This is a genomic window from Asaia prunellae JCM 25354 (assembly GCF_000613885.1).
Lineage (GTDB): Bacteria > Pseudomonadota > Alphaproteobacteria > Acetobacterales > Acetobacteraceae > Asaia > Asaia prunellae.
Genome location: NZ_BAJV01000002.1, coordinates 235428 through 258139 on the forward strand (window position 1 = coordinate 235428; position 22712 = coordinate 258139).

General features: G+C 53.1%; 19 protein-coding genes, 3 tRNA genes and 5 pseudogenes. 16 read left to right on the forward strand and 11 right to left on the reverse strand.

Annotated features, from left to right (window positions below):
- Positions 1-27 precede the first annotated feature (27 nt).
- Positions 28-466 (reverse strand): annotated as a pseudogene (locus JCM25354_RS16105) (hypothetical protein).
- Between the two features lie 32 nt (positions 467-498).
- Here JCM25354_RS16105 and prmC point away from each other — a divergent pair.
- Both prmC and JCM25354_RS16115 read left to right on the forward strand, forming a co-directional pair.
- Positions 499-1419 carry a peptide chain release factor N(5)-glutamine methyltransferase gene (gene prmC / locus JCM25354_RS16110; protein ID WP_243443842.1) on the forward strand — a complete coding sequence of 307 codons (921 nt, stop codon included), beginning with the start codon at positions 499-501 and terminating at the stop codon, positions 1417-1419.
- A 219-nt stretch (positions 1420-1638) separates the two neighbouring features.
- Entirely contained in the window at positions 1639-2040 is a 402-nt protein-coding gene (locus JCM25354_RS16115; protein ID WP_243443843.1) for a DUF4167 domain-containing protein, read from the forward strand.
- Between the two features lie 18 nt (positions 2041-2058).
- Here the strand turns inward: JCM25354_RS16115 and JCM25354_RS02595 are convergent, their stop codons facing one another.
- Both JCM25354_RS02595 and JCM25354_RS02600 read right to left on the reverse strand, forming a co-directional pair.
- The gene (locus tag JCM25354_RS02595; RefSeq protein ID WP_243443844.1) at positions 2059-2922 is read right to left on the reverse strand and encodes a glycosyltransferase family 2 protein; all 864 of its coding nucleotides are present in this window, start codon (positions 2920-2922) and stop codon (positions 2059-2061) included.
- A gap of 57 nt (positions 2923-2979) precedes the next feature.
- Positions 2980-3054: transfer RNA gene (locus tag JCM25354_RS02600), tRNA-Met, on the reverse strand.
- A 187-nt stretch (positions 3055-3241) separates the two neighbouring features.
- Here JCM25354_RS02600 and JCM25354_RS02605 point away from each other — a divergent pair.
- Both JCM25354_RS02605 and JCM25354_RS02615 read left to right on the forward strand, forming a co-directional pair.
- Entirely contained in the window at positions 3242-4450 is a 1209-nt protein-coding gene (locus JCM25354_RS02605; protein ID WP_025884853.1) for a mechanosensitive ion channel family protein, read from the forward strand.
- A 295-nt stretch (positions 4451-4745) separates the two neighbouring features.
- Positions 4746-5033, forward strand: coding sequence for a hypothetical protein (locus JCM25354_RS02615; RefSeq protein WP_025884854.1), 288 nt, complete (start codon positions 4746-4748; stop codon positions 5031-5033).
- Between the two features lie 66 nt (positions 5034-5099).
- Here the strand turns inward: JCM25354_RS02615 and JCM25354_RS02620 are convergent, their stop codons facing one another.
- A complete protein-coding gene (locus tag JCM25354_RS02620) occupies positions 5100-6134 on the reverse strand; it encodes a bifunctional enoyl-CoA hydratase/phosphate acetyltransferase (RefSeq protein WP_084294601.1) in 1035 nt (344 codons plus the stop codon).
- Positions 6135-6487: 353 nt separating this feature from the next.
- Positions 6488-6562 (reverse strand) — tRNA-Val (locus tag JCM25354_RS02625).
- Positions 6563-6647: 85 nt separating this feature from the next.
- Between JCM25354_RS02625 and JCM25354_RS02630 the strand changes: the two genes are divergently transcribed.
- Both JCM25354_RS02630 and mqo read left to right on the forward strand, forming a co-directional pair.
- Positions 6648-7541 (forward strand): N-formylglutamate amidohydrolase, encoded by an 894-nt coding sequence (locus tag JCM25354_RS02630; RefSeq protein WP_025884856.1) that lies wholly within the window; start codon positions 6648-6650, stop codon positions 7539-7541.
- A gap of 166 nt (positions 7542-7707) precedes the next feature.
- Entirely contained in the window at positions 7708-9186 is a 1479-nt protein-coding gene (mqo, locus tag JCM25354_RS16120) for a malate dehydrogenase (quinone) (RefSeq protein ID WP_035446609.1), read from the forward strand.
- A gap of 78 nt (positions 9187-9264) precedes the next feature.
- Here mqo and ruvX read toward each other — a convergent pair whose 3' ends face one another.
- Positions 9265-9741 carry a Holliday junction resolvase RuvX gene (gene ruvX, locus JCM25354_RS02640; protein ID WP_025884857.1) on the reverse strand — a complete coding sequence of 159 codons (477 nt, stop codon included), beginning with the start codon at positions 9739-9741 and terminating at the stop codon, positions 9265-9267.
- Between the two features lie 74 nt (positions 9742-9815).
- Between ruvX and gatC the strand changes: the two are divergent.
- From gatC to JCM25354_RS16145, 7 genes and pseudogenes are all read left to right on the forward strand, one after another.
- Positions 9816-10101, forward strand: a pseudogene (gene gatC, locus JCM25354_RS16125) (Asp-tRNA(Asn)/Glu-tRNA(Gln) amidotransferase subunit GatC).
- Positions 10101-11579 (forward strand): annotated as a pseudogene (gatA, locus tag JCM25354_RS16130) (Asp-tRNA(Asn)/Glu-tRNA(Gln) amidotransferase subunit GatA). The pseudogenes gatC and gatA overlap by 1 nt, the downstream one beginning before the upstream one ends.
- Positions 11576-13030 (forward strand): annotated as a pseudogene (gatB, locus tag JCM25354_RS16135) (Asp-tRNA(Asn)/Glu-tRNA(Gln) amidotransferase subunit GatB). The pseudogenes gatA and gatB overlap by 4 nt, the downstream one beginning before the upstream one ends.
- Before the next feature lie 88 nt (positions 13031-13118).
- Positions 13119-13211 (forward strand) — tRNA-Ser (locus JCM25354_RS02660).
- 223 nt (positions 13212-13434) lie between these two features.
- Positions 13435-14682, forward strand: coding sequence for an FkbM family methyltransferase (locus JCM25354_RS02665; protein WP_148301351.1), 1248 nt, complete (start codon positions 13435-13437; stop codon positions 14680-14682).
- A 364-nt stretch (positions 14683-15046) separates the two neighbouring features.
- Complete coding sequence (locus tag JCM25354_RS19735) at positions 15047-16669, forward strand: glycosyltransferase family protein (RefSeq protein WP_025884860.1); 1623 nt, start codon at positions 15047-15049, stop codon at positions 16667-16669.
- Between the two features lies 1 nt (position 16670).
- Positions 16671-17423, forward strand: coding sequence for a hypothetical protein (locus JCM25354_RS16145; protein WP_199899889.1), 753 nt, complete (start codon positions 16671-16673; stop codon positions 17421-17423).
- 508 nt (positions 17424-17931) lie between these two features.
- Here JCM25354_RS16145 and JCM25354_RS20510 read toward each other — a convergent pair.
- Positions 17932-18381: pseudogene (locus tag JCM25354_RS20510) on the reverse strand (hypothetical protein).
- Positions 18382-18619: 238 nt separating this feature from the next.
- On the opposite strand from JCM25354_RS20510, the gene JCM25354_RS02690 reads away from it, so the two are divergent.
- From JCM25354_RS02690 to JCM25354_RS02700, 3 genes are read left to right on the forward strand one after another with little or no spacing between them, the layout of a single operon-like run.
- Positions 18620-19183, forward strand: a complete 564-nt coding sequence (locus JCM25354_RS02690) for an RrF2 family transcriptional regulator (RefSeq protein ID WP_025884862.1) — start codon at positions 18620-18622, stop codon at positions 19181-19183.
- Positions 19180-19572: a cupin domain-containing protein gene (locus JCM25354_RS02695; protein WP_025884863.1), complete on the forward strand. Its 393-nt coding sequence runs from the start codon at positions 19180-19182 to the stop codon at positions 19570-19572. The genes JCM25354_RS02690 and JCM25354_RS02695 overlap by 4 nt, the downstream gene beginning before the upstream one ends.
- A gap of 12 nt (positions 19573-19584) precedes the next feature.
- Complete coding sequence (locus JCM25354_RS02700) at positions 19585-20496, forward strand: NAD-dependent epimerase/dehydratase family protein (RefSeq protein ID WP_025884864.1); 912 nt, start codon at positions 19585-19587, stop codon at positions 20494-20496.
- 701 nt (positions 20497-21197) lie between these two features.
- On the opposite strand, the gene JCM25354_RS02705 is transcribed toward JCM25354_RS02700, so the two are convergent.
- Genes JCM25354_RS02705 through JCM25354_RS23245 form a run of 4 tightly spaced genes read right to left on the reverse strand, consistent with a single transcriptional unit; the run spans position 21198 to position 22685 of the window.
- The gene (locus JCM25354_RS02705; RefSeq protein WP_025884865.1) at positions 21198-21593 is read right to left on the reverse strand and encodes a type II toxin-antitoxin system HicB family antitoxin; all 396 of its coding nucleotides are present in this window, start codon (positions 21591-21593) and stop codon (positions 21198-21200) included.
- A 20-nt stretch (positions 21594-21613) separates the two neighbouring features.
- The gene (locus JCM25354_RS02710) at positions 21614-21889 is read right to left on the reverse strand and encodes a type II toxin-antitoxin system HicA family toxin (RefSeq protein WP_369345710.1); all 276 of its coding nucleotides are present in this window, start codon (positions 21887-21889) and stop codon (positions 21614-21616) included.
- Positions 21886-22479 carry a DNA adenine methylase gene (locus tag JCM25354_RS16150; RefSeq protein WP_369345711.1) on the reverse strand — a complete coding sequence of 198 codons (594 nt, stop codon included), beginning with the start codon at positions 22477-22479 and terminating at the stop codon, positions 21886-21888. Before JCM25354_RS16150 ends, JCM25354_RS02710 begins: the two co-directional genes overlap by 4 nt.
- Positions 22480-22487: 8 nt before the next feature.
- Positions 22488-22685 (reverse strand): DNA adenine methylase, encoded by a 198-nt coding sequence (locus JCM25354_RS23245; RefSeq protein WP_369345712.1) that lies wholly within the window; start codon positions 22683-22685, stop codon positions 22488-22490.
- Positions 22686-22712: the final 27 nt, after the last annotated feature.

Below are 22712 nucleotides of genomic sequence, written 5' to 3' on the forward strand. Positions count from 1 at the left end.
TGTGCTCCTGTTTCTTTATCGGTTGTTCTAGCTGACGGGAGAAGCACAGATCTCTGCGTGACCGGGATGATGCTTGGCTACGCTTGGGTCTGTCGGATCACGCAGGAAGAAATCGGTAAAACCTTCATCGCCGAGTGCAACAAGATGATGCTTCGGGATGAGTGAGAGTGCCCTCGCTACTGACCTGATGGGTTTCGGCTCGGCCTTCGGCATTGAGAATGGTGATTTGTCCGCATAGAGCATAGCTGTGATTGATACGCCCGAGTGGAAGGTCAATTTTTTTCGTCAGGCTGGGTGTCTTGTCGTCAAGACGAAACGTGGCAGCCAGTCTTCCGTCAACATAAAGACGTGAAATTTCGGAAACCTCGATTGGCGCACGATCATCAGTGACGGTGAAGCTCTCAGCCAGAGCCAAGCCAGGGCTGACGCCTGTAAGCGCAGCGAGCAGGAAGAAGATCTTTTTCATAAGTCCACTATAGGATGTTTCAGGAGAAGCGGGTGAGCAGTAATCGACGTCCCCTCAAAGACGTGTTGATCGAGGTGGCTGCTATCCTGCAGGCGGCGGGTATTGCCTCTCCCCGTATGGAGGCCCGTCGTCTGGCCGGTTGGGCTATTGGCTGTGATGCTGCAGGTCTGCTTTCCCTTGATACATTGCCGCCTGAGGCGGAACCGCGTCTGGCTGGCGGCCTGGCGCAGAGATGCGCCAGACGCCCACTGGCCCTGATCGAAGGGAAAACCGGTTTCTGGTCGCTGACACTAATGGTTTCATCGGAGACGCTGATCCCCAGAGGTGACAGTGAAACCCTGATCGAGGCGCTTCTTTCCCTGCGACCGGAACGGGACGCGATCGGATCGGTACTCGATCTCGGGACGGGAACCGGTTGCCTGCTTCTGGCAGCATTGAGTGAATATGATATGGCTTTCGGCGTAGGGGTCGAGCTTTCCCCCGATGCGGCACATCTTGCAAGCCTGAATGCGCGGCGCAATGGTCTGGCCGGGCGGAGTGCTTTTTTTTCGGGGAACTGGTTTTCGGCCTTGCGCGGGACTTTCGATGTGATTCTGAGCAATCCGCCTTATATCCGCGCGGCAGATCTTGCCGATCTCATGCCTGAGGTGCGTGATTATGAACCCGTCCGTGCTCTGGTGGGCGGGCAGGACGGGCTTGATGATTATCGGCGTCTTTTCGCTCAGGCCAAACCTTATCTTGCGCCTGATGGTATCATGATTTTCGAGATAGGGCAGGGACAGGAAAGGGAAGTCACTGCTCTTGCAGAGAGAGCAGGTTTTGTCATGACTGAGGCCAGGCTGATCTGGCCGGAATTGTCAGAGCGCTCTGTTTTGAAATTGCGACAACGTATTGACCCGTACAGGATCGAAAAACCATTGGCAGAGCGGAGTAAACTTGCTAGTCTGATCTGAACGGCTTGTTGCGGTCATTGATGGACACATCAACACGGCAAGACGTCTTCCGCGTTTTCGCAATGATCATGTTGATCAAGCTGAGCGGAGTCATGGCCTGATCCTGTTATCCGGCCGATCAGATACAAACCAAGGGTCATTCATTCCCTGCAATCGCTCGGTTCTCGCTCAATGCGGATAGGGATTGCGAATAAGAAAGTGCTACGCGAATCCATGAACATGAAACGTATGAGAAGCCGTCATCATCGCCCGAGCGGTGGCGGATCGCGTCACTCCAATGGTCAGACGCCTCTGAATCGCAACCATGTCTTCGATAGCAATGGTCCGGACATGCGTGTGCGTGGTACGGCCCAGCAGCTTTTTGAAAAATATCTGCAGCTTGGTCGTGATGCAACGGGTACCGGCGATCGTATTCTTGCTGAAGCGTATTTCCAGCATGCGGAACATTATTTCCGTATTCTGAACGCGATGACACAGGCTGCGCAACAGAGTCAGATGGAACGACAGGAACGTCACCAGCAGCGTGCCCGTGCCCAGCAGGATCATGATGATCGCCGTCAGGGTGAAGAGGCAACCGCAGAAAGCGACAGTGACGAACAGGTTGAGGAAACCACAGAGTAAACGGCTTACCTTTCTTCCCTAGAACAGGCCCTTGAAACGTTCCGGCAAGGGCCAGAGTCTGTTTCCGGACAAAGTAAGATCTATAGGATAGGGCTCGTTTGCCCGTTCTCTCCCCTCCCTGACGATACGGTCACGCCATGTCTTCATGAGGGGGTCATCCTCGTTCAGCGTTGCCTTCTCATAATCCAGTCCGGCCATGGCTGACAGCATATGTTGCCAGGCTTCGTCGGTCATGCGTTGATGACTGCCTGCTTCGGCGCTGCACCAGGCCTGCCCGCGTGTACGTGCCAGCCTCGCAAGACCCTGCCTCAGATCGCAATAGCGCAGGTGGATCAGGAGCAGGGCAGGGTCAGGATTGGGGAGAAACTCTTTCACGCTATGAAAACCCGGTGACCAGGTTACAGTTGAGCGTATAAGGCAGGGCTTGCACATGGCTGCCGAGAAACGCAGGAGATGTCTCTGTAACGAGAGGGGCAGGCTGAAATCCAGGTCCGGTTCCTGACTGGCGTTATGCAGCAGATCAAATCCTGTCGCGGTCACGCAGGGAAGATTGCGTGCCTCAGACAATGTGCTCAGTGAGGAAAAACAGTCCGGATCTGCAATCAGGAGTTCGTCCACATCGCAATAGAGAACTGCTTCGTACCATTCGAGCAGTCCCGAGCAGATATTGCCTATCGCACGGGCACGTCGCTCGTCGTCCTGTGGTGAGCGCGGGATACGCAGGCGATTGCACGAAAGTCTTTCCGTGGAGCCATCATCCGATCCATGATCGATGACATAGCAGCATTCGGCGCCGAGTATGCCGGTATAGTGACGTAACCAGACCGGCAGAAAGACCGGCTCGTTATAAACCATCGTGACGGCGGCAAGAGGCGCTTTCATGAGCATTTCTTGCCTGAGTACGAAAGCACTGTCTATCGGGGGAGATTTCCGGTCGGATGGTAGCGGCGGACGGATTTGAACCGCCGACCAAGGGATTATGATTCCCCTGCTCTACCGCTGAGCTACGCCGCCATCGCGACCGGTGGGCGTGGAATTAGAAGGGTTGAGCGCATGTGTCAACACTCTGCCGGGAGGTTTTTGCGCGAACCCGTCTTTTGAGCCTTGGGCACTCTGTGGCATTGTACCAAGACAGAACGTCCTGTGCCTGACAGGGACAGCTCGATATGCCTCATCCCCCTCAAGGATCTGGATCTCAGATTTGAAGCAGCAGTTTCTAAGCTCCCTTTTTGCCTTCCGGTCATATTTCGATTGGCTTCCGGCTCAGCTTGTTTCCATTCTCATGCTTGTTGTGCTGGCAACTGTTGCCTTTTATGCCAGCAAGCTCGTTTCGGTGATCATTCTGCGCATATTCGGCAATCGCGAAGATGCGGTTCTGCGCAAGATCATTCTGGCAATGCGTCGTCCCATGCGTGTCATGGTCGTGCTTGCCGTGCTGCTTTCCGCATTACCTGCGGCTTCAGGCTTCACATGGGAGACAACGCAGCTCCTGCAGAAGCTTTTGCTGTTCATCGGTATTCTCATGATTGGATATGCGGGCATCGTTGCGTTCCGTATCATGACTGAAGCCTATCTCCAGCGTATCACCTCCCGTGATCATTCCGATGACATCATGATCAGGACGCATCAGACCCAGATCAGGGTATTGAGACGTCTGACGGAAATCCTGGTGGCGATTGTCACGGTTGCAACGGCTCTCATGACTTTTGATTCCGTCCGGCAATATGGCGTTTCGCTTTTTGCTTCTGCGGGTGCCGCGTCGCTTATTGTAGGTCTGTCGGCACGGGGATTGCTGACAAATCTTCTGGCCGGGGTGCAGATCGCCATTACGCAACCGATTCGTATGGAAGATCTGATTATCATCAATGGTGACTGGGCCTGGGTTGAGGAAATTACATCAACCTATGTCGTCCTGCGTGTCTGGGACTGGAGGCGCCATATCGTCCCGATTTCCTACTTTCTGGAAAACCGCTTCGAGAACTGGACGCATAGCTCTGCGGCGATCATTGGCGTGGTTTTTCTTTATGTCGATTATGAAGCGCCGATTGATAAGATACGGGGCTATCTGAATGAGATCATCAAGACCTGCCCGTTATGGGATGGGAAGGTGTTCGATTGTCAGATTGCAGATTGTGATGCCCATACGCTCAAGGTCCGTGTGATTGCCAGCGCGCGCAATGCTCTGCAAAGCTGGGATCTTCGATGTGATATACGAGAAAAGATCATTTTGCGCATGCGTGAGGAATGTCCTGAGGCATTGCCGCGATCACGCTTTGCCATGGTTCCTCCGCGGCCGGGTGAAGAGGCGTGGCCCTCTGCAGAAGCGATCTCTCCGGAGATCGACCGCCCACCGCCGGGCTCCTATATGGGCCCGGGAAGTGTCATGCCTAAGGGAGGCGCAGATCTCTGAGAAAAAGAAGGCGCGTGAAAATCTTGAGGCTGTGCCAGTGTAGTTCGAAAATCGTCATTGGTCTTATCTCCCGGAATGAAGAGATACGCTGAACGTGGCAGCTGGATGGCAATTATTTCACGAAAACGTCATATTTTTTGACGATATCATTCCAGCCAATCGCCCCAATTCTGAAATAATTTCCTGATTTCAGCGGCTTGAGCATTCAGGGCAACGCGGCCTGCTGTTCATTTATCGTTAATCTGCTCATCTGTTTCAGGTGGCATCACCGGATCGATATCCAAGGAAAACCGATATGACCACATATCTCGTCGTCTACGAGAAGAACGAAGCTCAGTCCTACGAGGCTATCGAACAGAAGCTATCGGGTTTCAGCGAGAGCTTTCATGAGATTGATAATTTCTGGATCATCACATCCAGCCTGATCATTTCCGATCTGCGTGATGTTCTGGCCAAGCTTCTCCCTGAAGGCACGAAGCTGATGGTGATGAAATATGTGCCTCATAATGCCATGGAGATGGGAGCTGCAGCCTGGCAGGGTTTTTCCCTTTCTCATGAAGGCTGGCTTGCTGGTCGTCTGTAAAAGACGGGGAAGGGATCGGATACCCCGCCATCAGAGGGTCTGTTACTGTGGCGGGATACGAATCCGTCAGTTTTGTTTCTGGTCTTCGAGGTAACGTGCATAGAGGGCACCAATAGCTGCCGAAGCCAGACGGGCCGTTGCATCATCAGCACGGCTGGTAAGCAGCACCGGGACTTTTGCCCCCATGACAATGCCAGAAGTGGCAGCCTTGCCAAGAAAGGCCAGTGTCTTGACCAGGATATTGCCTGATTCCAGGTCGGGAGCAATCAGCACCTGGGCGCGTCCGGCAACAGCAGATTCCACGCCTTTGATTTTGGCTGAGTCCAGGCTCACGGCAACGTCCATGGCAAGAGGGCCATCAAGCATGCCGCCTGTGATTTCCTTGCGATCAGCCATCTTGCACAAGCTGGCAGCATCCAGCGTACCCTGGATTTTGACATTGATCGTCTCGACTGCCGAAAGCAGGGCAACACGCGGCGTACCAAGGCCGAGCGCATGATGCAGGTCGATGGTATTCTGTACAATGTCCCGTTTTGTGATGAGATCAGGGGCTATATTGATTGCAGCATCCGAGATCAGCAGCAGATCGGGATAATCAGGTACGGCAAGGCAGAAGACGTGGCTCATGCGACGTTTTGTGCGCAGGCCGCTCTCCTGCCTGATAATGCCTGCCATGAAAGTATCGGTATGAAGGCTTCCCTTCGAGATACCTGAAGCCTCTCCCTCGTGCACAAGGGTAACAGCGTGTTTTACTGCAGCCTCGGGTGTCGCCACGGAGTCAATACGCATTCCGCTTATGTCGAGCTTTGACTCAACCGCTGTTTTCTCAATGGTCTCGCGATCACCGATCAGTATGGGAAGAATGATGCCATGGCGTGCAGCTTCCACAGCGCCACCAAGGGCATGGCTGCTGCAGGGCCAGACAATGGCATAAGGTACAGGCCCCAACCGGGACGCTTTTGCGACGAGAGCGCGCATCAGGTCATGCTGTTCGGGGAAAACGGATGCGAGATCATCTGTCGTTGCAGGTGAGGGAGCAGAAGAAGCCATGGGGCATGTATCTCCGGTTTTGAAACATCCTCCCCCAGGCAGCACCGTCATGCAATGAAGGACGCTTGCCGCAAAGAGGGCAGAACACGGCAGAGATCAGGGGCTACCCTTGTCGCCTTCACCTGACCTTGGGTCGCGGACAGATCTGTCATCCATTACCGGAGTGTGACCTGATGCTTGTGCCTTGGTTCTGGCGTAAGCGGTGTTCTGCGGAATGCAGCATAACAGAAGGTCGTATCAGGCAGACGATCAGCTTTTCTTGAGCGTCATGGCCTGTGGAGTATCGGTAAGAGACAGAGTTCCAAGGGAAGGTTCTGCGTCATGCCAGAAGACGATCGATAGGTATTTCCAGTCAGGAAACTTGTAACGATCGACAAAAAGAATGGGGATTTCTACGGACCGGATGGTGGGCGCAACAGGGATTGAACCTGTGACCCCTACCATGTCAAGGTAGTGCTCTACCGCTGAGCTATGCGCCCATCCGGTCCGTGAGCGGCGTTTTAGCGGGCGTTGACGTGGCTGGCAAGATGGGTTCTCTGAAAAAGTCACCAAACCGGAAAAAAAATGAATTTAGGCGCTCCGGCGGAGCCAGAGCTCTGTCTTTCAAAGAATTTTTTACTGCACGACGTTCCTGAACCGGTCGCACCGCTCGTTCTTGCATCCCCTCATTCAGGCCGATCCTATCCGGAGGCGTTTCTCAAGCAATCCCGTCTGGATATGATTTCCCTGCGCAGCAGCGAGGACGCCTATGTTGACCGGTTGTTCGAGGCTGCGCCTGCTTTGGGAGTGCCTCTGCTGTGTGCAGATTTCCCGCGTTCCTATTGCGATGTGAACCGGTACGCTTGGGAGCTCGATCAGGGGATGTTTCGCGAGCGGCTGCCTGAGGGGAGCCAGACCAATACCGTCAAGGTACGCAACGGGCTGGGCATGATCGCGCGCATTGCCGGGTCAGGGCGTGGTATCTATCGCCATCAACTGCCTGTCTCTGAAGCGCGGAACCGCATCGCCTCGTGCTGGCTGCCCTATCACGAGGCACTTCAGGCAATGATCGACCGGTGCAAGGCGCGCTTCGGGGTTTGTCTCTTCATCGATCTGCATTCGATGCCGAGTCTGCCTCATATGCGTTTACCTGATATTGTACTGGGTGATCTGCATGGCAAAAGCTGTGCCCGACCAGTGGTCGACAGGGTAGCTGCCTGCCTTATGGCGCAATATTTTTCGGTCGGGCGTAATCGTCCCTATGCCGGGGGATACATCACCTCTCGTCACGGGGCGCCATCAGAGAATGTCCATGTCATCCAGATGGAAATTGGTCGTGGCCTCTATCTTGATGAACAGGCGGTCAAACTATCGGCAGGTTTCCCGGCGCTGCAGAAACGTTGTGAATCGTTTTTACTCGAGGCAATCGGTGTGGCTCGTGCGTTGGTGCCTGATGGGGCGGGGTTTTCCCCTCGCTAGAGCGGGGGTACGATCCAATTCCACGATCAACTCCGGCTGAGTGCACGGTTAAGGGACTCGATTGATGCCCCCAAGCTGTGTTTCAAAGAGGCCCGTTTCTCGTGGTCGGCCCCCGCTTGGCTTCGACGAATAAATTGGTGTCTAACCAGACTGGAAGATTTGCCTCATGACCCAGACTTCAGAAGAGCGCCCGGATATCGTCCTGATCGGTGCCGGTGTCATGAGTGCCAGCTTTGCTGCACTTATTCGTCGTCTGGACCCGGACCTGTCTCTAAATGTGTACGAAACGCTCGATTCCTGCGCCAGAGAGAGTTCTGAAGCCTGGAATAATGCCGGTACTGGCCATGCGGCCTATTGCGAGCTGAATTATACTACAAAACGCAAGGATGGCAGCATCGACATCGCCAAGGCGCTGGATGTGAACACCGAGTTTGATTTGTCACGTCAGCTCTGGACCCATCTTGCTGAGTCGGGCTGGATCGAGAATCCGTCCTCCTTCATTCGGACCTGTCCTCATGTAAGCTTTGTGCGGGGTGAGGAGAATGTGGCGTTTCTGCGCGCGCGCTATGAAGCAATGGCACGTCACCACTGTTTCGACACCATGAGCTACACTGAAGATCCTCATGTCATCGCAGAATGGGCACCGCTCATGATGGCACGCCGTAAACCCGGTGAACATCTGGCGGCAACGCGTGTGACGGCAGGGACAGACGTCGATTTCGGTACATTGACGCGTCTGCTTTTCTCCCGGCTGCGTCAGGAGAAGGGGGTCAGCATTCACTATCGTCACAAGGTGACGGCACTCACACGTGAATCCGGCGGTCGCTGGAGGGTAACCGTGCAGAACACAGAGACAGGCGAAACAAAAAATGTCTCTGCCGGATTTGTTTTTGTCGGAGCAGGGGGTGCTGCGCTTGATCTTCTCAAGCGCGCCGATTTGCCCGAAGCCCATGGTTATGCCGGTTTCCCGGTGAGCGGGCTTTTTCTGCATGCGGATAATCTCGATCTCTGTCAGCGGCACACAGCCAAGGTTTATGGCAAGGCAGCTGTCGGTTCGCCTCCCATGTCGGTGCCACATCTCGATACGCGCGTGATCGGGGGAAGGCCCTATCTGCTTTTTGGCCCCTATGCGGGTTTCACTACCAAGTTTCTGAAGTCCGGCAGATGGACCGATCTGCCGCGTTCGATTACGCGCGATAATGTCAAGGCGATGTTCGATGTCATGGTCGATAATCGCGATCTCGTCCGTTATCTGGTCGGGCAGGTAGTGCAAAAACCTTCCTCCCGTTTTGCCGCACTCAGGGAATTCTATCCGGCGGCCCGTCAGCATGACTGGCGCGTTGCCGTTGCCGGGCAGCGTGTCCAGATCATCAAGACCGAGAACGGGCGTGGTACACTCAAATTCGGTACAGAGGTTCTGACAACGCAGGATCGTAGTCTTGCGGCCGTTCTTGGAGCGTCGCCAGGTGCCTCCATCGCCGCTTCGGTTGCATTGCAGGTGGTGTGCAGGAATTTTGCTCATCGTCTTCCTGAATGGCAGGAGCGGCTTAAGGAAATCATTCCCAGCTACGGGATCGATCTGCGTCAGGACGAGGCGACATGCCGCGCCATCAGGGCGAGGACGGGTGAGGCCCTCGGGATCTGAGCTCGATCCGCTTCCCATTTCTCCACGGTAATGCCGGGCGCAATTGCCGTGAGAAAAGATTCTGGTCGCCTTGACCGATTATATTGTTTGCCGTGATGCGGTGGCGTCGAGCCAGGACTGCAGCGTGTAGGCGGCAGCCATTTTATCGACGACTTCGGCCCGTCGTTTGCGGGTCATATCGGCTTCCTGAATCAGAAAACGGTTCACGGCGCTCGATGAAAGGCGCTCGTCCCAGCAGCAGGCGGGCAGATCAAGCCGGTTGGAAAGTTCTGTCATCCAGTCCTGCGCAGCGCGGGCAGCCGGCCCGAAGGAACCGTCGAGCGAGAGCGGTAATCCGCAGATAAGACCGCCAATATCCTCCTTTTGTACGATCTTGCCGATCTCCTGTGCCGTTTCGCCGAATTTGCCGCGCCTGAGGCTCTTATAGGGCGAGGCCAGCATGAGCGTGACGTCGCTCAGGGCAAGGCCAATCGTCTTCTGACCGGGGTCGAGCCCGAGAAGGCGGGAGCCAGGGGTGAGGGCGTCGCGCAGGGCGTATGGATTGAACAGAGTCATGGGAAGGCGTTATGATCTCGCTAAATTCTGGACCATCGGGATTATCCGCTCACTTTCAGGAAAGTCGATCCTTTATGTCGTTGGAAACGCGCACAGTCAGGCGCATAGCAAAACTGGCCCGAATTGGCCTCAGTGATCAGGAATGCGAAGCCATGCGTCAGGAGCTGAGTGGCATCCTGCTGGGTCGAGCAACTGAACGAGGTCGATATCACCGACGTGCCGCCCATGATCGGTACCGGGCTGGCCATACCGCGCCTGCGTGAGGATGTTGTGACCGATGGCGACAAGCGCGATGCCGTTCTGGCCAATGCGCCCGACAGTGTCGGGCCCTATTTTACTGTTCCGAAGGTTGTTGAGTGATGCATGATCTGACCCTCGCCTCTGCGCGAAAGGCTCTCAGGGAGCGTCGTCTCTCGGCAGTCGAACTAACCGATCATTTTCTGGCCTCTATCAGGAAGCTGGATGGTGAGATCAACAGTTTCGTGACGGTGACCGAAGATCAGGCGCGTGCTGGCGCCCGTGCAGCTGATGCGCTGCTTGCGACTGACAATGCGCCGTCGCTTTGCGGCCTGCCGCTCGGCATCAAGGATCTGTTCTGCACCAATGGTGTGCGCACCACGGCGTCGAGCAACATCCTGCGTAACTTCGTGCCACCATATGAAAGTACGGTGACGTCCAATCTCCTTGCTGATGGAGCGATTTTTCTCGGCAAGATGAATCTTGACGAGTTCGCCATGGGCTCGACGAACATGACCTCGGCTTTCGGTCCGGTCACCAACCGTGGCGCCGCAAGGGTTCGGACGTGAAGCTGGTGCCGGGTGGTTCGTCAGGCGGTTCGGCTGCCGCTGTTGCTGCCGGGCTCGCTCTTGGAACGGACTGGCACCGATACGGGCGGTTCGATCCGCCAGCCTGCGGCTTTCTGCGGTATCACGGGCATCAAGCCGACCTATGGCCGCTGCTCGCGCTTTGGTACAATCGCTTTCGCAAGCTCGCTCGATCAGGCCGGACCGATGGCGCGCACGATGGAAGATTGTGCCATTCTGCTCGAATCCATGGCCGGGTTCGACGCGAAGGACAGCACGTCGGTCGATCGCGCCGTGCCGCGCTACGAAGATGCGCTTGAACGCGGTGTGAAGGGACTGAAGGTCGGGATTCCCCGCGAATACCGCCCTGATACGCTGCCTTCCGATATCGCGGCACTCTGGGATCAGGGTATTGCCTGGCTGCGTGATGCCGGAGCCGAAATTGTCGATGTGTCGCTCCCGCATACGAAATACGGTCTGCCAACCTATTATATTGTGGCTCTGGCCGAGGCATCATCCAACCTTGCCCGGTATGATGGCGTACGCTTCGGCGAACGTGTTGAGGCAGGCACGCTTGATGAGCTGTATGAAGCGACCCGTCATGCCGGTTTTGGCGAGGAAGTGCGTCGCCGTATTCTGATGGGCACCTATGTGCTCTCTTCGGGCTATTACGATGCCTATTATCTTCGCGCGCAAAAGGTTCGTACGCTGATCCAGCGCGACTTCCTGAACGCGTTCGAGACGGTCGATGTGCTTCTGACACCGACGGCGCCTTCTGCGGCCTTCGCTCATTCGGAACGTCCGACCGATCCTGTGCAGATCTATCTGAACGACATCTTCACTGTGCCCGCCAGTATGGCGGGTGTTCCGGCGCTCTCGCTGCCCGCCGGCCTCGATCACGACGGCCTGCCGCTCGGATTGCAGCTCATCGGGCGCTACTTCGAGGAAGAAACCTTGTTTGCCGCCGGGCGTGTCATGGAAAAAGCAGCGGGTTTCACGCACAGACCTGCCCTGCATGCGGGAGCGTTCGCATGAGCAGCTATCATATCGAGGGTACTACTGGCACCTGGGAAATTGTTGTCGGGCTTGAGGTTCATGCTCAGGTCATCAGCCACGCCAAGTTGTTTTCAGGCGCTTCTGCCGAATATGGCGGCGAGCCCAATACGCATGTGAGCCTGATTGACGCGGGATTCCCCGGCATGTTGCCGGTCATCAACGCTGAATGCGTGGCGCAGGCGGTCCGCACGGGTCTTGGGCTGAATGCCCAGATCCATCTGATGAGCCGTTTTGACCGCAAGAACTATTTCTATGCGGATCTGCCTCAGGGTTATCAGATCAGCCAGTTCGCTCATCCGATTGTGGGTGAGGGGCAGGTCGAGATCGAACTTGCCGACGGCTCGGTGCGCCATATCGGCGTGACGCGTCTGCATCTCGAACAGGATGCCGGCAAATCGATGCATGATCAGGACCCGACGCGGTCGTTCATCGATCTCAACCGTGCTGGTGTGGCGCTGATGGAAATTGTCAGTGAGCCGGATATCCGTTCGCCTGAAGAGGCTGGCGCCTATCTACGCAAGCTGCGCCAGATTCTGCGTTATCTCGGCACGTGTGACGGGAACATGGAAGAAGGCTCAATGCGCGCCGACGTCAATGTTTCGGTACGCAAGGCAGGTGAGGAGTATCGCACCCGCTGTGAGATCAAGAACGTCAACTCGATCCGTTATGTCATGCAGGCTATCGAAGTCGAAGCCGCGCGTCAGGTGGAAATCTGGGAGTCCGGCGGCACAGTCGATCAGGAAACGCGCCTGTTCGATCATGTGAGGAGTGAAACACGCTCCCTTCGCTCGAAGGAAGACGCACACGATTACCGTTACTTCCCGGATCCTGATCTGCTCCCGCTTGTTATCGAGCAGGACTGGTTGATTCTCTTCGCGCGGCTCTGCCGGAGCTTCCTGAAGCCAAGCGGGAGCGCCTTGAGAAGACCTACGGCATTTCGCGTTATGAATCGGGTGTGCTGACGGTCGAGCAGGGTATAGCCGATTTCTATGAAACGGTTGCCAAAGGCAGTGACCCGCGTCTGGCTGTGACCTGGATGCTGGGCGACTTTTTCGCTGCGCTGAACCGCACGGGAGCCACGATCGAGACGAGCCCGGTCAAGGCAGAGGCTCATGGAGCTGCTCGCGCTGATTACGGACTCGACGATCAATGGAAAGATCGCGAAAGAAGTGCTCGAAGACATGTTCGAGACCGGAGATTCTGCTTCGGCTATCGTCGAACGCAAGGGGCTGCGCCAGGTCACCGATACAGGCGCAATCGAGACCGAGATACGCGGCATCCTGCAGGCCCACGCCGACAAACTGGCCGAGTACAAGAGTGGCAAGGACAAGCTGTTCGGATTTTTCGTCGGTCAGACCATGAAAGCCATGAAGGGCAAGGCCAATCCGGCCATGGTCAATGAGCTGCTGCAGAAGCTTCTGGCAGAATAGAAAAAACTGGTGAAGGGGGTTTGACGCAGGCGCCAAATCCCCCTAGAAGCAGTTCTGCAAACGCCGTGAAAACGGCGTCCCTCAAGGCGGAGGGGTGGCCGAGAGGCTGAAGGCGGCGGTTTGCTAAACCGTTGTACGATGTCAAGTCGTACCGTGGGTTCGAATCCCATCCCCTCCGCCATTTTTCAAAAACATCCCACCAAAATATTCTGGTTTTAAGTCTGCCATGCAGGTTTATCTCTTTGCTGTGGGCACTTTGCTATTGACCCGGTCGCTGTCTGGAATTTTGGTAGTCTCAAAAGGGTTTTCTTTTGTTTCATTGCGCTTGACACGATATTAGCCTCAGAAGAAATGTATCATTAAGTTTATCATTGTTACCCTTCGAGGTTTGGAGCGAGCGAAAGTTGAAAGAAATCGACACGCGATATGGGACTCTTCGGGTACCTGTAGACGATAACGACCTGATAGGTCGATTTCTTATGCATTATGGCGAATGGGCATGGGACGAGGTCTCATTTGTGGCATCAGTGGTGCCCGATAATGCGCGAGTTCTTGATATAGGCGCGTGTTTTGGCACATTTGGTATTGGCTTGTCACAAGTGCGCAGGCTGTCGAAGGTTTGCTTCATAGATGGAAATCCGGCTGTTATTCCGAGCCTGGATTACAATGTAAAGCATAACGTAAAAACCAACTACGCAGTAAAAGAAGCCATCATCGGGCGTCCAGGTATGGAGGTTGCTCGGGTGCATGCAGATTCCGACAATATCGGATCCGCAAGTTTTACGCCGGACGAAAATGCGCAACCTTCAGCTGCTACAGGCTCTCATTTGCGTAGCCTCAAGGAGATATGGGACGAAGAAGGCCCTTTTGATTTTATCAAAGTAGATGCTGAGGGGATGGAACTAAGTATTATAGACAGTTACGCACGAGGTCTTTCAAAAGGCGAAACAACCTTGTGGCTCGAGTGTAACGAAGACGAGCAATCGCTGGTTCTTTGTGACAGGCTGCTTTCCTGGGATCTCGACGTCTATTATTTTGCTTTTCCATCGCACAACCCAGATAATTATCAGGGTCAAGATCTGCCAATTTTTTCGTTTGCTTACGAAGCTGGCCTACTGGTTGCCCCGCACAATGAACCTGTTCTTTCGGCAGAGTTGAAGGAACATGGTTGTACCCTGGGCAAGATTACCTCGGTTGAGGCTTTAAGGGCACGCCTATGGGAGACACCAAGATGGGGTTATCCCGAGTGGCAGGGAAAGAAGACTTTTGAGCTGGCCGCGCTTGCGGGACATGCATTGCGTGATGAGAGTTTTGCAAATTTTCTGAAAGCTGGTTGGAAAAACAAGATTCCACTTACCGAGGTAAAGTTGAGTCTTGAGGCTGAGCTCGGCAAACTTGCTGATGAAGTTCAAGAAAAAAACTCTGCCAACAGGATAGAATTAGACAAAGCGATCGAGAAGAATCTTGTTCAGCAAAAACTCTTGGAGAAGGCAGAGGCAGAGCAAGCATCTCTGTTGAAGAACATTGTTGATATAGAGCAAAGATTTTCGGTTAGTGAAGAAATCAGAGAAAAATCTGAAGAACGTATCCTCGAACTTACCAGTCAGTTGCAATTTTCTCCAAGGAAGAAAAAAACAGTAAAAAGAAAATAGAACTGCTTGAGCGCCAGCTTTCTGACATGACATCTGAAATGTTCGATCGTATTGCGGAAGCAACAGATCAGTTCGAGAAAAAATTTGAGAGTGAACGGTGTGTGGAATATGTCTACGTCCCCTCGAATGGGTCCAAACTCTCGGAAGGTTCGTCTGCAGCCCACGACGAGTTGGTGGCTTTTTTGCAAGACAGAATTCGGAGTATGGAAATTAGCACGACGTGGCGAATAACAGCGCCATTACGATCGATGATAGAAAAATTCCCCTTAATGCATAGTTCGCTTCGTCTAGCGCGGCGTGCAGCTGCCACAATACGAGATAAATGCGTCAAGGCTGCGGGTTAAGGCCAGTTCGGAAATAAATCATGACAGTTCCTGCCAAAAATCTGAACGATTATTTCGATGGTTCTTATTATCTTTCAGAATATCCCGATGTTGCTGAGGCTAAAATCGATCCATTCGAACATTTCTGTTTAGTCGGATGGAAAGAGAAGCGGAATCCAAGTGTGGCATTCGATACTGGCTTTTATCTCAGACAATATCCTGACATTGCGGCAGCAAATATAAATCCTCTTATACATTATATTGCGGCAGGGCAATTTGAGGGGCGAAAGATCATGCCGCCCTTGCGTGAGATGCGATTGAGGGTCCAGCATTCACTCTGGTCTCGTAACTATCGTTCCGAAGGATACGATCCAGAGATTCCAACAGATGGAATTCTTTCGGTATCGAAGCTAATGGTATTGCTCAGTGATACCTTCCGAGATGCGCCAACTGTAGTGTCCGTAAGTCACGACGATTACGGCGTAAATGTTGGTGGTGTGCAGAAGCTGCTAAGCGTCGAAGAGGCGCGTTGTGAAGATCTGTCATGGAACTACATGCATCTGGCACCAAGCTGTCACAGGCTTGGATTAGCTCAGAACGCACCAGGGATCCCTGTTGTACTCACTCTACGCCTGAATGGTAAGAAACTGGGGAATGTAACCCCGTCGATTTTTTTACAGTCTTACGGGCAGATCAAAAATAACAAGCACCCTGTTTTTTCTGTTATTCATCATTTGATGGGGCATAATCCTGAAGAAATAGCTGATCTTATTGATGGAATGAACTCGGAGAAGACAATTATCTGGGCGCATGATTATTTTACGATTTGCAGCGGTATTCAGCTAATGCGTAATGATGTCGTGTATTGTGATGCTCCGAGTGCTGAATCAATGGCGTGCAATATATGTAGCCATGGACAGGATCGTCTTGTATTCACAAAGAAAATTGCTGATTTCTTTAGCAGGTTTGAGCCTGTAGTGATGGCTCCCTCTCAGTCTGCAGCAGATCTGTGGCGCAAGCATAGCCCATATTCCTATCGAGCTGTGTATGGGCGTCCACTAGGAGAGCTTGTCCTGAGCGATTCCCGTGTATCATTCAGGAATGGCAGCAAAAATGAGCCAATTAGGATCGCCTTTTTCGGCTATCGCACTCATCTTAAAGGATGGAATACATTCCAGATGCTGGCGATGAAATTCAAAGATGATCCGCGCTATGAATTTCATCATTTGGGTATGGCACAGAACGTTGCGGCTTCTGGGAATATTATTTACACTCCGGTCAGTAATTCCAGGCGCGGCGAGGAGGCAATGATCTTTGCAGCTGTCTCTCGTAATATCGACGTAGTAATCAATTGGGCATTGTGGCCTGAGACATTTTGCTATGCAGCTTATGAGGCTGTCGCTGCAGGGGCTTTTCTGCTCGCGCCCACGGGATCCGGGAATGTGTCGGCTCTTATTGAAAAGCTGGGTGCTGACCACGGCCTTCTCCTGCATAGTGAAGATGAACTCATCTCACTCATGACGTCTGACAAGCTTTGTAAAATTATGAGATTATCCAACAGAAAGCGCGGATATATCTCCCCATCTGGCGATAGCGTGTCTTGGTTGCTGGAAAACGCTGATCATTTTCAATATATTGATTTTGTTGCTGAGGCGTACAGTTAAAATGAGTAAAGTACGTTGTTTTACGAGCGCTTCATTTTCCTATCTCGATCGCGTGCGGGTACTGGGAGAAACTATACGTCGTTTCCACCCTGACTGGGAGTTTGTCTTCTGTCTATCTGATGTTGAGCCGCCTGGTTTTGTATTCAGTCTGGAAGATGAGCCTATAGATACTGTCGTGCGAATTGAGGAGCTGGGAATACCCCATCTCGACTCATGGATGTTCGAGCACGATATTGTTGAGCTGTGTACCGCAGTCAAAGGGAAGATGTTATGTCGTTTATTCGAGCAGGGCGCAGAAAAGGTCGTGTATATTGATCCTGATATTGCTCTGTTTTCAGACCTATCATTTATTGAAAAGTCTCTCGATAAATATGATGTGCTTCTCACCCCGCATCAGCTGACACCCGATGAAGATCCTGCTGTCATTCAGGATAACGAGATTGGATCTCTGAAATACGGAATTTATAATCTGGGATTTGTAGCTGTATCCGGGCGTGCTGAAGGACGTCGATTTGCGAAGTGGTGGTCAGATCGACTCCTCACCTTCTGCTTTGACGATGTTCCAAATGGATTATTCACTGATCAGAAATGGTGTGATCACGTTCCTGCTTTTTTCAACAATGTATTGATCATACGCGACCCTGGATACAATGTCGCCAGCTGGAATCTCAGCCAAAGGCTATATCGATTGATGCAGATGGCAATATTTATGCAGCTGGCCATAAGCTCAGATTTTTCCATTTCACTAAAATAACATGGGCTGGGGAGGTAATGCTTGAGCGTTATTGCGGGGATAGAATAGGCGTATTCGAGCTGATGTACTGGTATCGATCCCAGCTTGATTTGCGCGCTCCAAAAAATCTTCCTCCGCGCTGGTGGGCATTTGAGCGCTATGACAGTGGTGCTTCTATTCCCAAGTCCCACCGCACAGCCTATCGGAAAGACAAAGAACTAAGAAATCGCTTTCCACATCCCTATTCGACTGGTCCAGACTCATTTGAGCAATATATGGCATATCTGGGAATAAGCTGATTGAGTAAGCATTGTGTGAGCAATAAACTGTGGAAATAAAATTGCGGATTAGCGTTCGCGGGAGTGTCTGTAGTCAGCTGCGCTACGTATCGGAAGCCTGACGGACGTCGGGGTTGAGAGTATCCAACTTCCAGCGTTGAGATTTACTCTGTGTTTGGAATGGTATTCACAGAAATTAAAAAAATGTCGATTGATGGTTTCTGGGTCTGGCTCATGTGTAGGCTCAGGCCTTATAACCAGAACATGACGGTTGCAGTGCGACGGATGGCTGAGAAGAAGACGGTCGGCCATCTGTCGTGTCTTACTGGCCTTTCGCGTGATTTCTGGCCTGGAATGCAGGGTTTGATTTCTTTTCTTCCAGAGCATCTCTGAACCAGCCAGCATCGTAACCCCGCTCTGCAAGCGTTCACTGTGCCTTGAGATATGTCGCATCGATCATGATGGTTCGAGGCTCGGCCTTCCCGGAAGATAACCCATCTATCATCCGCCGGTTGTAGTGAGCGTCTTGTACCTACTGTATTTCCGGGGGTGCATCACGTCAGCGCAGACTATTGCTGTTTGCAAAAAACGATACCGCTTTGCACGTGGCGGCCATCGACACGAGGTTTGCCGTGGCTCCCGGGAAAGAGCGACCGCAGATGCTCCATCCGGTTATCGATCATCGAGAAAAGACCACTCATGTGCAGGCGCCTTACTATTTTGACATTAGAGACGCAGTCCACAGTTTCACGCTGACGACCAGGCTCGTTCAGATGAGCCAACCGGTCCTCGATAAAAAATATGTTGCCTCATCATCCAGGCACTCCAGACAACACAGGGGGAAGCAGAAACAAGGCGTGAGGCTGGAAACTCTAGGATTTTTAGTATCCTTCAAATGGACTCTTGCGAATCAAAACGAGGACCTATATTGTCTGCGTTATGGCATTATATGGCGCAAGCACCGAATATGTTCTCCATAGCCTGCTCTGGCTGGTTGACACCAAAGAACCTCTGAGCAGCCTCGATCTGGCTGATCTGCAGGAGATACCAAGCGCTTTCATGGCGAAGCTCCTGCCCAAGCTGGAAAAGGCTGGGATCCTTCACGCTTCAGAAGGGATGAAAGGCGGCTATGTCCTTGCCAAGCCGGCCTGGGAGATCAGTGTTCTTTCTGTTGTTGATGCGATCGAGGGACGCAAGAGTCTGTTCAACTGTCAGGAGATACGAGGGCGTTGTGCCTTGTACTCTGAAGGGCCGCCACGCTGGGCAACCCAAGGTGTTTGCGGCATCCATGCTGCCATGCTGCGCGCCGAGCAGGCCATGCGGGAAGAGCTCGCCAAGACGACCCTTGCCGATCTGTCGGATATTGTTCGTAAGAAAGCTCCTTCTCAGTTTCTTGATGAAGCACAGTCCTGGTTTGGCAATCGCGTAAAAACACGCCGTGAAGGTTCGGTACGCAAGAATAAAATTTTAAAAAAATCAGTAAATAATAAGGAATTACCATGAAAAAACTCCTCTGTGCCGTCTCAACCCTCCTGCTGACCACAACCGTGGCGGCAAACGCTGCCACAAAAGTGACACCTCTCGTTACGCATGATCTTGCCGGTATACCGGGCAAGGAAGGTGCGATGCTCGTCGTCGATTTCCCGCCGGGTGGTAGCGACCCGATCCATCGTCACAAGGCCTCGGTTTTCGTATATGTGCTAGAGGGCCAGGTAGTCATGCAGGTTCAGGGCGGGCAACCCGTAACTCTCAGCAAAGGACAAACCTTTTTCGAGGGACCGGAAGACATTCATCTGATCGGTAAAAATGCGAGCAAGACCCAGCCCGCAAAATTTCTCGCTTTTTTTGTCAAGGACAAGGCGAACCCATTCGTTTTGCCCGCAACCCGATAAGGGATGACTCTCATGAAAGTATTTGTCGCAGGTGCCAGCGGGGCATTGGGCCGTCCTTTGCTCAAGCGCCTGACTGAGGCCGGGTTCGAGACTTATGGCCTTGCAAACAAGCCAGGGAGTGTCGGGGCCATAACAGATGCGGGAGCAACCCCTGTTCTGGGCGACGCTCTCGATCGAAAAAGTATTTTCGAGGTCTTTGACCAGATCCGGCCTGATTTTGTTATCGATCAGCTCACGTCGTTGCCATCAGATCCGGCTGATATGCCCGCGCGTCTGCCCTTTGATCGGAAACTCCGTCTGGAAGGCGGCGGTAATTTGATCGCTGCTGCTGAGGCATTCGGGGTTCAGCGTTATTTACAGCAATCCTCAGGGTTCTATCTGGATGGCAAGGATGGTCTCGCAAACGAGGATTCTTCCTTACGCGTCGATGCACCGGGGCATATCGGTGAGAGTGCGAGGATGTATGCTGAACTCGAACGTCGCGTCCTCAACACCTCTGCGCTGGCGGGTACGGCCCTGCGTTACGGTTTTTTCTATGGTCCCGGCACCTGGTACTGGCGGGAAGGGCCGTTAAGCGATCGCGTCAGGGGAGGAGATTGTCCGATCTTTGGCGCGGGTTCTGGTACGTTCTCATTTATCCATGTTGAGGATGCAGCGGACGCGACTGTTGCAGCACTCACAGCACCGCCCGGCATTTACACGATTGTAGATGATTGCCCGATCGTGGCGTCCCGGTTCTATGACGGTTTTGCCAAATGGCTTGGCGGGCCAGTTCCGCAGCAAATGGATGCCCAAGACGCTTTGACAAAATTCGGAGAGGAAGCACTTTATTATCACAACTCCCTATCGGGCGCGCGTAACGTCAAGGCTCAAGAGGTCTTGTCACTTAACAGCCGTCAAGCTCCTTGGTTCTATGCACTATAGTTGTATATTGAGGAATATATTAAAACATACAACTATTCTGTAGTAAAAAAATCATAATAACAAATTCATTATAAGCTATTCCGATTGGAACGCGAAGAACGGTGCACGACAGATTTTCATGCGGTCGTCGTGCAGGCTCTTTGATTCTGGGTTTTGGCGGGAGAGGAGGGCCGAGTCTGACTCTGATTTCCTGCCATTACCGGCAATCCGGGTGAAACCAGACCATACTTCAGGCAGCCTGATCTGCTGGGGCAGTCATTGCCGTCCCAGTATGAGCCATCGTCTCTTGTGACAAGCCGTAAGATGGACAGGGATATTTACGCATCCTGTCACTGCAGACAGCAACTAGAAAGACTTGAAATTATCTGGCTCTCTGTGTTGGGCCTTTTCTTTCGCCTTGCACTTGAAAAGGAACAGATATTGGCTGATCCGATTGCGTGTATTTTTGTGTCAAAGAAAAAAGAAAATTTTTAACACGCGGTCTGAGAAAGGAAGTCAAACAGAATAAAGCTCTTCTGCGATTTTTGGGGAAGTTGGAGGTCCGGGCGGGAATGCGATAACTTATCAGATTCAATAACTTAGTCTTGTAAAACTCATCTTCGCGCGCTTTCGGAATCAAAGACTTATAGGCGCTTTGTAAAACGCCTGAGGAGCCGCGTGTTCGCCCATCAGGCGTAATAATTAGTTGACGAAACAGGTCGTCAAGCCGTCAAAGCAAGCCGGGCAATCATGCCGGATCGTGTCTCGTTTTCTTCCCTGGCGCGCCTGTCCAGGCGAGCCAGGATGCGACGGGGCAGGGTAATATTGATCCGCTCGGCCGACTCATCGAAGAGCGCCGGGTTAACGGCCGCAAACCCCCAGATCCAGCCCGGCCCGGTCCACTCACTATCGGCACGTAACTGATCGAGAGGGGATGGACGCGGAACGCTCTGACCATTCTCGATCGCGTCTTCAATCCAGAGTGTGATGGCTTCTGCCGCACCGCTCACGGCCTCATCAAATGTATCGCCCGCCGAGAAGCAGCCCGGCAAATCAGGCACAATCACGCCGAACGCCTGAGTTTCCGAGCCTGTCTCAATAACGATGGGGTAATTCACTGTTCTTCTCCGTTGCCGGGCTATTTCAGCCCGGCTTGTTTGCGTATTGCGTTGATGAGGCCTTTGCCGAGTTCCTTCTTAGGATGGGGGACCGTGATCGAATGTCCGTGGTCCTTGTGGCGGAATATGTGATGTGAGCCCCTGCATCTTGTTTCTTCCCATCCTGCTTTTTTCAGCTCTCGGATCAGTTCGGCGCTGTTCATGAGTTTCTTATACACACGGTAAGTATAAACCGCAAGAAAAAAGGTGTGTATAGGATGTATTAAGCAGAAGAAAACTGCCTCGACCGGCATCATCCATTACTGATCAGAATTTCTCCGACCCTCCCTCGGCCTTTCGCGGAAGGCGCGACGGAATAAGACGTTTCGACTGATTCAATCTGGAATGCCGCGAAGGTTGCACGCACTTCGGGGCGGTCATTCAGGGAGAGGATAAAGCGACCTTTGAGGCTTGCCAGTATGCCCGCGAGGTTCTCGAAATCGGAGCGTGCGAAGGGCGCCCCGTAATCATGTTCACAGCCCCAATAAGGGGGATCGAGATAGAAAAGCGTGTCAGCTCGATCATACCGCGTGAGGATCTCGGCATAGGGCAAGCATTCGATCACAACGCGGCTCAACCGCTGATGCACGTCAGTCAGGGCGCTGCCAAGCGTCTGCACGTCGAACCGGGCCGGGCCAAGGGAAACCCCAAACCCTGGGCGCCTGACCTTGCCACCAAAGGCCGTTTTCTGAAGATAAAGGAAGCGCGCCGCGCGATGCAGATCGGTCAGGCTGTCCGGCTCGGCTATCAGTAGCCGCTCAAACTGGTCCCTGCTTGTGAGCTGCCAGCGTAGCATATCCATCAGCGGCACATAATGATGTTGCAGAATGCGAAACAGGTTGGACACATCACGATTCAGATCGTTGATGACCTCACACTTTGCCGTGAAGGGACGACGAAAAACACGCCTCCCATCCCCACGAAAGGCTCTACATAAGTCGCGTGAGGGATCACGCGAATCCGCTCGATGATACGCGCAGCAAGGCGCGACTTGCCGCCCAGATAGGGGGCGACAGGTTTGACGGCCGGAGTCGGCCGGAGATTGGACTCCATCGGATTGTTGCTCGATAAGAGCCCCGC